Below are 13,413 nucleotides of genomic sequence, written 5' to 3'. Positions count from 1 at the left end.
GATGCCCTGTGCGGGTTTCGCGTTGCATTTCACACGTTGATGGCCGCCGCCGATCCCGCCAACTTGCGCAACTCGAACTTCTGGATCTTGCCGGTGCTGGTCTTGGGCAACTCGCCAAACACCACGGCACGGGGCACCTTGAAGCCTGCGAGGTGTTTTTTGCAGTGCGCCACGATGTCTTCGGGCGTGGTCTGCGCACCGGCCTTCAGCTCGACAAAGGCACAGGGCGTTTCACCCCACTTGGCATCCGGTTTGGCCACCACGGCAGCAGCCAAGACGTCGGGGTGACGGTAGAGCACGTCCTCGACCTCGATCGACGAGATGTTCTCGCCGCCCGAGATGATGATGTCCTTGCTGCGGTCCTTGATCTTGATGTAGCCATCGGGGTACTGCACGGCCAAGTCGCCGCTGTGGAACCAGCCGCCCGCAAAGGCTTCTTCGGTGGCCTTGGGGTTCTTGAGATACCCCTTCATGGCGATGTTGCCCTTGAACATGATCTCGCCCATGGTTTCGCCGTCCTGCGGCACGGGCAACATCGTTTCAGGATCGAGCACGCGCACGTCGCGCTCCAGGTGGTAGCGCACGCCCTGGCGGGCGTTGAGGCGCGCGCGCTCGCCGATGTCGAGCGCGTCCCAGGCCTCGTGCTTGGCACACACAGTGGCGGGGCCGTAGACCTCGGTCAGGCCGTAGACGTGGGTCAGGTCGAACCCCATCTTCTCCATGCCTTCGATCATCGAGGCCGGTGGTGCCGCGCCCGCCACCATGGCCTTGACGCCTGCAGGCAAGCCTGCCTTCATCGCATCGGGCGCGTTGACCAGCAGGCCGTGCACGATGGGCGCGCCGCAGTAGTGGGTGACGCCGTAGTTACGGATGGCGTCGAAAATGGCTTGCGCGTCGACTCGGCGCAAACACACGTTGACACCCGCGCGCGCCGCCACCGTCCAGGGAAAACACCAACCGTTGCAATGGAACATGGGCAACGTCCACAGGTACACGGCGTGTTTGGGCATGTCCCACTCCAGCACATTGCTGATGGCGTTGGTGGCCGCGCCCCGGTGGTGGTAGACCACGCCCTTGGGGTTGCCGGTGGTGCCGCTGGTGTAGTTGAGCGCTATCGCATCCCACTCGTCGGCCGGCAAGCTCCAGGCAAAAGCTGCGTCGCCTGCGGCCACAAAGGCCTCGTAGTCGGTGCCACCCAGGCTTTGCACGGCGGGGCCGTACAGCGTGTCTTGCACTTCGATCACACGCAGCGGGGCGGTGGATGTGCGCAGTGTCATTGCCTTGGCCATGGTGCCGGTGAACTCAGGGTCCACGATGACGGCCTTGGCCTCGCCGTGGTCAAGCATGAACGCAATCGCCTCCGGATCGAGGCGGGTATTGAGGGTGTTGAGCACCGCGCCCGCCATGGGTACGCCAAAGTGCGCTTCGACCATGGGCGGCGTGTTGGGCAGCATCACCGCCACGGTGTCATTTTTGCCAATACCCGCCTGCACCAGGGCACTGGCCAGCTGGCGGCAGCGTGCATAGGTCTGACCCCAGGTCTGGCGCAGTTCGCCATGCACAACGGCCAGGCGGTCGGGGTAGACCTCGGCAGTGCGCTCGATGAACGACAGCGGAGACAAAGACGCAAAGTTGGCTTCGGTGCGGGGCAGATGCTGGTCAAAGATAGAGGTCATGGGTCGATTCAGGAAGGTGATTGGGGCATAGCCTACCGCCCCAGGCTGACTCAAACCCTTCTGCGGCGGGCCTGCTTGACACGGTACATGGCAGCGTCTGCGCTGGCCAGCAACATGTGTGCATCCTGGGCATCGCGCGGGAACAGGCTCAAACCAATGCTGGCGCGCACCGGAAACGGCTGGCCATCGATGTCCAGCGGTGGCACAAAGGCCTGCTCCAGCTTGGCAGCGATCTGCAGGGCGGCCTCCTCGGAATCCACGTTCTCACACAGCACGGTGAACTCATCCCCCGCCAGCCGGGCTACGGTATCGATCTGGCGCACGGCGCCCACAATGGTGCGGGCCACAGCCTGCAGCACCAGATCGCCCACTGCATGCCCCTGCGAATCGTTGATGGCCTTGAAGTCGTCCAGATCCACAAACAGCAGGGCACAGTCGCGGCCGCTGTGGCGCGATACCTCCAGCACCTGCGCGAGGCGCTGCTCAAACATGCGGCGGTTGGGCAAGCCAGTCAGCGCATCGTGATGCGCCAGATGGGCCATGGCATCGCGGCTGGTGTTCAGATCGGAGATGTGACGCCCAATCTGCCGCTCCATCTCACGGAAGCTGCGTGCCAGGTCACCGACTTCATCCTTGCGCTCCACCGGCAGATCACTGTGCGTGCGTCCTTGCGAAAACGCCTGCGTGGCCGCTGCCATGGCCTGCAGCGGTTGCGTGACAACACGCGAGACCCAAGCGGCCAAAACCACACCCACCAAGCTAAGCACCAACAGAATCTTGAGGATGCTGCGCCCCAAATCCACCACCTCGCCCTGCACGGCGGCCAGGGGCTGCGAGAGGCCCACCACCATGAAGCGCCCCTCGCCCTCGCTGCCAAAAGGCATGCGCACGAAGGAGAAAACGCGCGCCTCTTCATCATCGGTGCCCGGCTGGCTGAGCACGGCTTCTTCAGCACGCCCCTCAATCAAGGCCGCCACGGGGGTGAAGGCCTCCTGAATAAGTATGCGCTGCCCCCTGTCAAAACCAAAGGTCTGAGCCGCATCGGGGTGCACCAGAAAGTCGCCCCACCGGTTGCTGAGGAAAAAACCATAGGGCGCTGGCAAAGCAGCGTTGAAATTTCTCAAAAACGGCTCTGCCGCCACCCGCACCACGACCACCCCCAGCACACGTCCGCCCTGTACCACGGGGGATGCCATGTTGAACACCGGCAAGGCGTCGTCCTCGGACGAGTCTTCGTGGTTGATACCGAACTCGGACACATACACCTGGCCTGCGGGCAGTTCGAGGGCTTCAAAAACAAAGGGGAAGTGCGCCTTTTCCTGCAGCGCCTCATCGGCCACGCGAACCGGTGCCGTGCCCTTGCGGTCGATGCGCACCAGCTCCAGCCCGTAGTCCTTGGCGCCAATGAACCGGATTTGCAGGTAGCTAGGGTGGGCCGCCAAGCTGGCCTTGAACACATCGGCCAGACGGCCTCGGTCCTGCTCCACGGCCGCCACGTTGGCCAGGAAGGCGGTATCACGCGCCACCGTGCCAAAGCCCGCCTGCATGTGGCGCGCCAGCACCTGGGTGGTGGCCATGAGTGACCGCTCCGCCCGCCCCTGAAGACGCTCCCGGCTCGAATCAAAGGTGTAGTAACCCGCGAGAATGGCCGCAAAAACACTGAACGAAGCCAGCAAGGCCCCCAGCCGCAGTGCAATGCCCCATTTCATGTGTTTCATGCGTCAGAACCGCGCAGGTCGGTCGCCCGACAAAATGCGCTGCCACAGTTGCGCGCGCAGGGCTTCGTCTTCCACCGGCTCCAGCCAGACGATCGGGCCCATCGGCACATCGCCCGAAAGCGCAGGCGGCTCGTCCAAGGTGTTGGCCAAGCCCTGGCGCCGGGTGAACTCACGGCTGACGGTGGGTTCGAGCATGTAGTTGATCCACTCCGCCGCCAGGGCCACCTGGGTGGACCGGCGGGTGATGGCCCAGCAATCGAGCCAGGCCAGCGCACCCTCCTTGGGCACCACATAGCCCACATCCAGTCCGGCATCGCGCAACTGCTTGAGCTGCTGCTGGCCATAGTTGGCATGCATCACCGCCACCTTGTGCTTGCGAAACAGCTCGACCGACTCCTCAGGCAGGCTGTAGAAAGAGCGGACGTTGCGGCGCAAGGCCACAAGGTCTTTGGCCAGCGGGCGAAAACGGCCCGCATCGATGCGGAACGGCGCCAGGCCCCGGTACATGGCAGCCAGCGAAAACCCGTGGCTACTGCCATCAAACGCCAGCACCCGGCCCTGCCAGCGGGGGTCCCACAGGACGGCAATCGAATCGGGCGGGGAACTGAACTGTTTGCGGTCGTAGATCAGCCCCATCTCCGAGTAGGTGAAGGGCATGGCATACACGTCGCCGCGCGAGGTGATGCCCGCAATGGCGTGCAACTGGCGAAACCGCGGCAACTGGCGCGCAGTGTTTGAAATGTTGCTAATGGGCAACGGAGTCAACATATTCTGTGCCACCAGCCGGGCAATTTCGGCGGTATTCGCGGCCACCAGGTCAAAACCAGGGCCTTCCGGGCTGGCCAGCTTGGCGCGCAGAACATCGTCAGACGCGACTGTGGTGATCTCGACCTTGACCCCAAAGCGCTTCTCGAACACCGCCACAAAATCAGGGTCAGCGTAACCGGGCCATGACAGCACACGAAGAACGGTGCCTGCCTGCACAGGCCCCGCAAGCAGCACCATGCCAGAGGCGACCACCAACAGCGCAGCCACAACACGGCGCGGCATCTGCCGCGTGAACGTGCCCACCGCCTGCCGCCACGCCATGAACACCATGCCGAAAGCCCCGTTTTGCAATACTTAGTAACAAAGAGTTTACGCGGACAATACACCGCGTGACGATCCCTCAGTCTTTCATTCAGGAACTGCTCGCCCGTGTTGACGTGGTCGACATCGTGGGCCGCTACGTTCAACTGAAGAAGGGCGGAGCCAATTTCATGGGACTGTGCCCTTTTCATGGGGAAAAGTCGCCCTCTTTCAGCGTCAGTCCCGCCAAACAGTTCTATCACTGCTTTGGCTGCGGCAAAAACGGCAATGCCATCAGTTTTCTGATGGAGCACGCTGGCATGGGCTTTGTCGAGGCCGTGCAGGACCTGGCCCAGGGCGTGGGCCTGCAGGTGCCCGACGACGACATCTCCCCCCAAGAGAAGGAACGCGCCGCCGCTGCGCGCCAGAAACAGGCCACCCTGAGCGATGTGCTGGAAAAAGCGGCAGACGCCTACCGCCGCCAGCTGCGCGAATCGCAGCGTGCCATCGGGTATTTCAAGGGCCGGGGCGTGTCCGGCTCGGTGGCCAAGCGCTACGGTCTGGGCTACGCGCCTGAGGGCTGGCGCAGCCTGGCCAGCGTTTTCCCCCAGTACGACGACCCGCTGCTGGAAGAGAGCGGCCTGGTCATCGTGGGCGAGGACGGGCAGGACAAGCGTTACGACCGCTTCCGCGACCGGGTGATGTTCCCCATCCGCAACGTCAAGGGTGAGTGCATCGGTTTTGGCGGAAGGGTACTGGGGGACGACAAGCCCAAGTACCTTAACTCGCCCGAAACCCCGGTGTTCCACAAGGGGCGCGAGCTGTATGGCCTGTTTGAGGCCCGCACTGCCATCCGCGAAGCGGGCTACGCACTGGTCACCGAAGGCTACATGGATGTAGTGGCCCTGGCACAGCTGGGCTTTCCGAACGCGGTGGCCACGCTGGGCACTGCCTGTACGCCCGAGCATGTGCAAAAACTGCTGCGTTTTACCGACTCGGTAGTGTTCAGCTTTGATGGCGACAACGCTGGGCGGCGCGCTGCCCGCAAGGCACTCGATGGCGCCCTGCCCCACGCCACCGACACGCGCAGCATCAAATTTTTGTTCCTGCCCGCCGAGCACGACCCGGACAGTTTCATCCGCGCCCATGGCACAGACGCCTTCGCCCGGCATGTGGGCGATGCCGTGCCCCTGAGCCGGTTTCTCATCGAGGCGGCCAGCGATGGCTGCGACCTGGGCACGGCCGAAGGCCGCGCCCACATGGCCAGCAATGCGCGCCCCCTGTGGACGTCCCTGCCCGACGGCGTGCTCAAACGCCAATTGCTGGGTGAACTGGCAGAGCTGACCCAACTCAACGCCCGGGATCTGTCAGACCTGTGGAGCCAGGGTACGGCCCGAGAGGGCGTGCGCCCCCCCCATACGGGCAACCCGCAACGCCAGAATCCCCGCCCTCCCCACCAAGACGATGCCCCTGCGTGGGACAGCCCGCCAGATGGGGACCACTGGTCCAGCGCCCCCCACGAGCCAGCGGGCCATGCCAATAGCTATGAGAGCTTCAGCAGTTATGGCGGGCAGGGCAAGCCACCGTTTCGCAAGGGGAGCGACTGGAAAAGCGGCAATGGCTGGAAAAAAAGAGACAAGGATGCCCCATGGCCTCCGCAGCCCCGTCTGCCGCGGACTCCCACGGCCAGCCGCGCAGACCACGCCGCACGGTTGCTTCTGTCGCACATGGCGTTCCTGGAAGAACTGACCCACGACGACCACACCACCCTGTGTGCCCAACCCTCGCCGCATGGCCCGCTGTTCACCTGGCTGGAGGCCCTTTTCCACGAACAGGGCCCGCTGGCCTGGGCGGTACTGCGCGAGAGCCTGCGTGACCACGAATGCGAGACCCTGGCCGTCAAGGTGATGACCGGCTCCCACGCCCAGACAGAGGGCGACTTGCAGGAACTTCGGCTGGAGTTGCGCGATCTGCTCAACCGCATGCAGGTCGAAGACATCAAGGAACAGCAAAAACTGCTGGTTCTGCAAGTGGCACAAGATCCCTCGGCCCTGGAGCGCTACCGCGCGCTGGAACAAAAGCGCAACGCACTACAGAACGCGGTCACCAAAGAGGCTTGAAATTCTCTTTAACGGTATAATGTAGGGTTAGTTATCGGCAAGAGCGACAGCAGCACCTCCGAGCCGGGCCACCGTGACAAACGCGCACCTATGCGCTGATGGGCCCACTTATCGCAAGGACTGCACACCAAATGATCGCCCAGACATCTTGCCGCTGAGGGCCTCCCCTCGAAGCGCGAAGACCCTTGAGCTTCGCGTTGCCACCCGCGCCGGGATCTGTGGCGCTTGCGATTTCTTTGTGTCTGTTTTTGATTCTGAGGTTGTTCCATGCCCGCTCAAAAGTCCGCGAAGCCGCCCAAGTCTGCTCCAGGCACTGCCGCGAAGGCTGTTCCCACCCCTGCTGCCAAGGCATCTGCGAAAGCTGCGACCCCAAAGTCCATGCCCGCGCCGGCCCCAGCAGCCAAGAAAGTCAAAACTGTGTCCGTGAAAAGTACCGCCGAGCTGATCAAAGCTGCCGATGAGTTGCTGAAGAAGAAGCCTGCCCGCGCCAAGGCTGTCGCATCTGATGAAGACGATACCCCCAAGAAGCGCCCAGGCCGCCCCGCCAAAGCCGCCGGTGCCGCTGAAGCCAAGGCGCCCGCCAAGCGTGGCCGCAAGCCAAAGGCAGGAGCTGCCAGCGATGAAAGCGGTGACGACACCGACCTGTCCGACATCGAAGCGGACCTGGAAGGTGAAGTCGAAGAGACCACCACCGAGACAGCGGCGACGGTCGAGAAGGTCAAGCCTCTGCGCATGAAGATCAGCAAGGCGAAGGAACGCGCCTTGATGAAGGAATTCGGCCTGGACGAAACCGTCCTGTCGGAAGAAGACATGGCCAAGCGCCGTGCGCGCCTGAAGGCCCTGATCAAGCTGGGCAAGACCCGCGGCTACCTCACGCACGTGGAAATCAACGACCACTTGCCCGACAAGCTCGTTGATGCCGAAACCCTTGAAGCCGTCATCACCACGCTGAACGACCTGGGCGTGGCGGTGTACGAGCAGACGCCCGATGCCGAAGCGCTGATCATCACGGACAACGCCCCCGCTGGCGCCACCGAAGAAGAAGCCGAAGAAGCCGCCGAAGCCGCCTTGTCCACCGTGGACTCGGAATTCGGCCGCACCACCGACCCCGTTCGCATGTACATGCGCGAAATGGGCACGGTCGAGCTGCTGACCCGCGAAGGCGAAATCGAAATCGCCAAGCGCATCGAAGGCGGTCTGATGGCGATGATGGAGGCGATCAGCGCATCGCCCGCCACCATCGCCGAAATCCTGAACATGGGCGAAGACATCCGCGAAGGCAAGGTCGTGATCTCGACCATCGTGGACGGTTTCTCCAACCCCAACGAGGCCGACGACTATGTGGCCGAAGAAGACTTCGACGAATTCGACGAAGCCGATGACGACGACGGCAAGGGCGGCTCCAAGGCCTTGACCAAAAAACTCGAAGAACTCAAGAAGCAAGCGCTGGAGCGTTTTGACAAGCTGCGCGAGCTGTTCGAGAAGGTCCACAAGGTCTATGACAAAGAAGGCTACGGTACGCCCGCCTACGTGAAGGCGCAGCACGCCCTGTCAGAAGAGCTGATGACCATCCGCTTCACGGCCAAGACCATCGAAAAGCTGTGCGACATGGTGCGCGGCCAGGTGGACGATGTGCGCAAGAAGGAGCGCGAGCTTCGCCGCATCATTGTGGACAAGTGCGGCATGCCGCAAGAGACGTTCATCAAGGACTTCCCGCCCAACCTGCTGAACCTGCAATGGGTCGAAAAGCAAGCCTCCGCTGGCAAGCCTTGGTCTTCGATCATTGCGCGCAACATCCCGCCCATCCAGGACCTGCAGCAAAAGCTGATGGACCTGCAGTCGCGCGTGGTGGTGCCGCTGACCGAACTCAAGGGCATCAACAAGCGCATGAACGAAGGTGAAGCCACCTCGCGCGATGCCAAGAAGGAAATGATCGAGGCCAACCTGCGCCTCGTGATCTCGATCGCCAAGAAGTACACCAACCGTGGCCTGCAGTTCCTGGACCTGATCCAGGAAGGCAACATCGGCCTGATGAAGGCGGTGGACAAGTTCGAATACCGTCGCGGCTACAAGTTCTCGACGTATGCCACCTGGTGGATCCGCCAGGCCATCACCCGCTCGATCGCCGACCAGGCGCGCACCATCCGTATCCCGGTGCACATGATCGAGACGATCAACAAGATGAACCGCATCAGCCGCCAGCACTTGCAAGAGTTCGGCTTTGAGCCCGATGCGTCCATCCTGGCGGCCAAGATGGAGATCCCGGAAGACAAGATCCGCAAGATCATGAAGATCGCCAAGGAGCCGATCTCCATGGAAACGCCGATCGGGGACGACGACGACAGCCACCTGGGCGATTTCATCGAGGACGGTGCCAACACTGCACCTATCGAAGCCGCCATGCAGGCCGGCCTGCGCGACGTGGTCAAGGACATCCTGGATGGCCTGACCCCCGCGAAGCCAAGGTGCTGCGCATGCGCTTCGGTATCGAAATGACCAGCGACCACACGCTGGAAGAAGTGGGCAAGCAGTTTGACGTTACGCGTGAGCGCATTCGCCAAATAGAAGCCAAGGCACTGCGCAAGTTGAAGCACCCTTCGCGCTCCGACAAGCTGCGCAGCTTCATCGACTCGCTGTAAGCCAAAAGCACACGGCCAGGCCTCCCCAGGCCCTGACGCCCTGCCCCGCACCTGCGGCGCAGGGCGTTTTTCATGGCGCCATGTGCGACACACCACGTTTACCCTGATACCCTCGACAGCAGACTGACAGTTTGGCTGGCGACCATTGCCGACACATCCTCTGGGGGGCTTCCATGCGATGGATCGACATCCAGCGATACAACATGAATAGCACCGCACCGGCTGCGACGCAGCCTGAGCCCCTGACTGACCATTGCCCTTTCACTTTCGCGAGGCATCCCATGAATCACATCACCCGCCGCAAGGCACTGACACAAGCTGCCCTCACGACGGCGGCCTGGACTGCATTTGGACCCAGTGCATGGGCACAACAAGGCAACGCGGCGGCACCTCGCCCCGCAGCGCCCACCAAGGCACCCAAGCTGGCGGCCACGCTGCGCATCGTGATTCCCGCCAACCCCGGTGGCGGCTGGGACCAGACTGGGCGCGCACTGGGAGCTGCCTTGACCGCCGTAGGGGCTGCCGACCAGGTGGAGTATGAAAACATCGGCGGCAAAGGCGGCACCATCGGACTGGCCAAGTACGCCGAAAAATACGGCAATGACGCCAACACGCTGCTGATGGGCGGCATGGTGATGGTGGGCGCTGTCGCACTGCAAAAGCCTGCGGTGGACATGACCCACATACAGCCCATCGCACGCCTGACCAGCGACTACCTGGTGGCTGCCGTGGCGGCCAAGTCCCCCATCAAGACCACCAAAGACCTTGCAGATGCCATGCGCGCAGACCTGAAGGCTGTGCCTGTGGCGGGCGGCTCGGCAGGTGGTGTGGACCATATCTTTGCCGGGGTGCTGGCACGCGCCGCCAAGGCCAACCCCGAAGGCCTGGTCTACAAGCCGTTTCCAGGGGGCGCAGAAGTGGTCGATGCCCTGATGTCCGGCGGCGCCGCCATGGGCTTGTCGGGCTACAGCGAGTTCAGCGATGCCATCGCAGCGGGCAAGCTCAGGGCCATCGGTGTCTCCTCGCGCCGCAGTGTTTTTGGCCTGCCCGCATTCCGCGAGCAGGGACTGGACGCTGCGATGGCCAATTGGCGCGGCGTCTTCACCGGCAAAGGCATCCCCGCCGTACGCGTAGCGGAGATGTTGAGCGCGGTCGAGGCGGCCACCACCCATGAGTCCTGGTTGCGCACACTCAAACAGAACCGGTGGGATCCCTCCTGGCTCACCGGCAAGGATTTGGCGGAGTTCATGGAACTGGACCTCACCACGGCGCGGGTGATGGTCTATCTGCTCAAGCTCAAGGCCTGATCGCACCGCTGGGCCTGTGCGCCCAGGGCCCCGCAGCCGCGTGAGGATGTCTCACGCACGGGCACACACGCTCTCCGGCAGAACCTTTGGAGTCTCTGATGAAAATGTCCAACCACTCCATCGGCGCACGCATGGCCACCGCACTGGGCCTGGTGCTGGCGCTCCTGCTGGGGGCCGCGCTGTTCGGCATCTCGGCGCTGTACCGCACGCTGGGCACCTACGACACCACCGTGCAGGCACGTGTGGCCCAAGAGCGCGCCGTGAGCCGCATGGAAAGCGAGTTCAAGACCCAGGTGCTGGAGTGGAAAAACACCCTGCTGCGTGGCGAAGACTCTCGCAAGCGTGAACTGCACTGGGCCGCCTTCCAAGCCAGCGAAAAGCGCGTGGCAGATGCCGCCAAGGCGCTGGAGCCGCAACTGGCCGACGCCCAGGAAAAAGCAGCCCTGCAGAAGTTCACCCAGGCACACACCCAGATGGCGCAGGGCTATCGCAAGGGCTTTGAGGTGTTCCAGTCGCTGGGCTTCGTGCCATCTGCAGGCGATGCGGATGTGGCCGACATTGATCAGGGCCCTGCCAAGCTGCTGACGGCCTTGGGCGAACAGGTGGCGGCCAGCAGCACCGACATCGCCCAGCAGGCCGGGCAGGATGCGAAACAAGCCCTGGTGAGCAGCTTGGCGGCGCTGGCGTTGGTGACCGCGCTGGGCGGCTGTGCTGGCTGGTTGCTGACCCGCTCGGTCGTGCGCCCCCTGCGTGTGGCTGTGTCGGTCGCGCACAAGGTGGCGGCCGGAGACCTCACCTCCACCATCGAGGTGGAAGGCAAGGACGAGCCCGCGCGCCTGCTGGAGGCCCTGCGCGCCATGCAGGACCACCTGGAAAACGTGGTCTCGGGCGTGCGCAGCAATGCAGAAGGTGTGGCCAACGCCAGCGCCGAGATCGCCCAGGGCAACGCCGACCTGAGCCTGCGCACCGAAGAGCAGGCGTCCTCCCTGGACGAGACCACGTCCTCCATGCAGCAATTGCAAGCCACGGTGCAGCAAAACGCTTCCAATGCCCAACGCGCCAACGAGCTGGCCCGCAATGGCGCCACCGTGGCGCAGCGCGGTGGCGACGTGGTCACGCAGATGGTCGCGGTGGTGCAGGGCATTCAGGACAGTTCGCGCCGCATTGCCGACATCATTGGTGTCATCGACGGCATTGCGTTTCAGACCAACATCCTGGCCCTCAATGCTGCCGTGGAGGCCGCCCGTGCCGGTGAGCAAGGCCGCGGCTTTGCCGTGGTGGCGAACGAGGTGCGCAATCTGGCCACCCGCAGCGCCAGCGCGGCGCGCGAAATCAAGGAACTCATCCAGACCAGTGTGGAGCGCGTGCAAGCCGGCTCGGACCTCGCCCGCAATGCGGGCACCACGATGACGGAAGTCGTGTCGTCCATCCAGGGCGTGAGCGCCCTGATGGAGGAAATCAGCCAGGCCAGTGCCGCGCAAACCAGCGACATGTTGCGTGTCACGCAAGCCATCGTGCGCATGGACGAAGCCACGCAACAAAACGCGGCGCTTGTGGAAGAAAGCGCAGCCGCCGCAGGCAGCCTGAGCGGACAAGCACACCAGCTGGTGGAGGCTGTGGAAGTGTTTCGCGTGCGAAACCAGCAGCGACACGCCTTGCCCGCACCGCGCGGTTGATTCAGACCACCCGGAATGCTACAAAAACAATAGCTGTCAGCGCTTTAAAATCAAGCGCTAGCAGCCAAAAACACCTCAAACCACCCGGTACGCCCCCCGCAGCCCCGGGGGCATGACTGACAACGCGATCAGTCGATCTTCACGTTCGCGTTCTTGACCACCTGGGCCATGCGGGCCGCTTCGCTGCGAAAGAACGCCGCCGCGGGCTCAGGCGGGGTGAGCTTGATTTCATAGCCCTGGGCCATCAGCGCATCGCGCGCCTCGGGCATTTCCATGGCGGCCTTGAAGCCGTTGTACAGGCGCGCCAGCTCGGCCTTGGGCAGACCGGCGGGGGCGATGGGCGCGATCCAGCCATCCAGCTCAAAGCCCGGCAGGCCCTGCTCGGCAATGGTGGGCACGCCGGGCAACCCCGCCACGCGGGTGGCCGTGGTCACGCCCAAGGCGCGCAGCGTGCCAGCCTTGATGTGCGCGGCGGCAGGCGCCACGGCCACCACGCCCAGCTGCACCTGGCCCCCCAGAATGTCGTTCATGAGCGGGCCCATGCCCCGGTAGGGGATGTGCTTGATGTCAAGCTTGGCCTGGTCCACGAACATGGCTGCACCCAGGTGCAGGATGGTGCCATTGCCCGACGAGCCATAGTTGAGCACCCCCGGTTTGGCCTTGGCCAGGGCGATCAGCTCCTGCACCGTCTTGGCGGGCAACGACGGGTGCGCCACCAGCACAAAGGGCGTGGCGCCCAGGATGGTGATGGGCGTGATGTCGGCGAGCGAATCGAACGGGATGTTCTTGTACACACTGGGGTTGACCACGTGGTTGTTGGACACCACGCCGATCACCGAGCCGTCCTTGGGCGCACGCACGATCTGCGTGGTTCCCGTGATGCCGCCCGCGCCCGGCAGGTTCTCGATGACCACCGGCTGGCCCAGCGCCTTGGCCAGGCTGGTGCTGATGGCGCGGATGGCGCCGTCGGCCCCCGAGCCCGCTGACAGCGGCAGGATCACGCGCAGCGGCTTGCCGTCGCCCTGGGCACGCGCCATGCGGGGCAGGCCCCAGGCTGCGGCGCCCAGCGCGGCCGCGCCGGTGGCCAGCGCCTGGCGGCGCGTGAGAAGCCCGTCGGCGCTCGGCGCGGCGTGGAGCGAATCCGTGGTGGCGGTGATGTGGGGCATGGGGTTGTCTCCGGTCGTGGGTAGGGAATCCTGGGGCTGCGGT

At 63.8% G+C, this 13,413-nt stretch carries 7 protein-coding genes and 1 pseudogene; 4 read left to right on the top strand and 4 right to left on the bottom strand.

All coding sequences use genetic code 11. The features are described from left to right. Nucleotides 1–29: 29 nt before the first annotated feature. The 3 genes from CLU85_RS08630 to CLU85_RS08620 are packed head-to-tail and all read right to left on the bottom strand — an operon-like array spanning nucleotide 30 to nucleotide 4,492. Nucleotides 30–1,676, bottom strand: coding sequence for an acyl-CoA synthetase (locus CLU85_RS08630; RefSeq protein WP_100409908.1), 1,647 nt, complete (start codon nucleotides 1,674–1,676; stop codon nucleotides 30–32). A 50-nt stretch (nucleotides 1,677–1,726) separates the two neighbouring features. Next, nucleotides 1,727–3,394: a GGDEF domain-containing protein gene (locus CLU85_RS08625; protein WP_232727771.1), complete on the bottom strand. Its 1,668-nt coding sequence runs from the start codon at nucleotides 3,392–3,394 to the stop codon at nucleotides 1,727–1,729. Nucleotides 3,395–3,397: 3 nt separating this feature from the next. After that, nucleotides 3,398–4,492 carry a PotD/PotF family extracellular solute-binding protein gene (locus CLU85_RS08620; protein WP_369858177.1) on the bottom strand — a complete coding sequence of 365 codons (1,095 nt, stop codon included), beginning with the start codon at nucleotides 4,490–4,492 and terminating at the stop codon, nucleotides 3,398–3,400. Nucleotides 4,493–4,551: 59 nt separating this feature from the next. Between CLU85_RS08620 and dnaG the strand changes: the two genes are divergently transcribed. The 4 genes and pseudogenes from dnaG (at nucleotide 4,552) to CLU85_RS08600 (ending at nucleotide 12,204) form a co-directional block, all read left to right on the top strand. Continuing rightward, the gene (gene dnaG / locus CLU85_RS08615; protein WP_100409906.1) at nucleotides 4,552–6,582 is read left to right on the top strand and encodes a DNA primase; all 2,031 of its coding nucleotides are present in this window, start codon (nucleotides 4,552–4,554) and stop codon (nucleotides 6,580–6,582) included. Nucleotides 6,583–6,849: 267 nt separating this feature from the next. Next, nucleotides 6,850–9,221 (top strand): annotated as a pseudogene (gene rpoD, locus CLU85_RS08610) (RNA polymerase sigma factor RpoD). A 281-nt stretch (nucleotides 9,222–9,502) separates the two neighbouring features. Next, complete coding sequence (locus CLU85_RS08605; protein ID WP_100409905.1) at nucleotides 9,503–10,528, top strand: tripartite tricarboxylate transporter substrate binding protein; 1,026 nt, start codon at nucleotides 9,503–9,505, stop codon at nucleotides 10,526–10,528. A 98-nt stretch (nucleotides 10,529–10,626) separates the two neighbouring features. After that, nucleotides 10,627–12,204, top strand: a complete 1,578-nt coding sequence (locus tag CLU85_RS08600) for a methyl-accepting chemotaxis protein (protein ID WP_100409904.1) — start codon at nucleotides 10,627–10,629, stop codon at nucleotides 12,202–12,204. A 128-nt stretch (nucleotides 12,205–12,332) separates the two neighbouring features. Here CLU85_RS08600 and CLU85_RS08595 read toward each other — a convergent pair whose 3' ends face one another. Next, nucleotides 12,333–13,370: a tripartite tricarboxylate transporter substrate binding protein gene (locus tag CLU85_RS08595; RefSeq protein ID WP_100409903.1), complete on the bottom strand. Its 1,038-nt coding sequence runs from the start codon at nucleotides 13,368–13,370 to the stop codon at nucleotides 12,333–12,335. Between the last annotated feature and the right edge of the window lie 43 nt (nucleotides 13,371–13,413).

The organism is Acidovorax sp. 69 (genome assembly GCF_002797445.1).
GTDB lineage: Bacteria > Pseudomonadota > Gammaproteobacteria > Burkholderiales > Burkholderiaceae_C > Acidovorax.
The sequence above is the reverse complement of the archived record's forward strand: the minus strand, read 5'-3'. Positions and strand labels throughout refer to the sequence as shown.

Bases quoted from the DNA above. Each gene is read 5' to 3' on its own strand.
- CLU85_RS08595 (WP_100409903.1), bottom strand. From the start codon at position 13,370: ATGCCCCACATCACCGCCACCACGGATTCGCTCCACGCCGCGCCGAGC.
- CLU85_RS08620 (WP_369858177.1), bottom strand. From the start codon at position 4,492: ATGGTGTTCATGGCGTGGCGGCAGGCGGTGGGCACGTTCACGCGGCAG.
- CLU85_RS08630 (WP_100409908.1), bottom strand. From the start codon at position 1,676: ATGACCTCTATCTTTGACCAGCATCTGCCCCGCACCGAAGCCAACTTT.
- CLU85_RS08625 (WP_232727771.1), bottom strand. From the start codon at position 3,394: ATGAAACACATGAAATGGGGCATTGCACTGCGGCTGGGGGCCTTGCTG.
- CLU85_RS08605 (WP_100409905.1), top strand. From the start codon at position 9,503: ATGAATCACATCACCCGCCGCAAGGCACTGACACAAGCTGCCCTCACG.
- CLU85_RS08600 (WP_100409904.1), top strand. From the start codon at position 10,627: ATGAAAATGTCCAACCACTCCATCGGCGCACGCATGGCCACCGCACTG.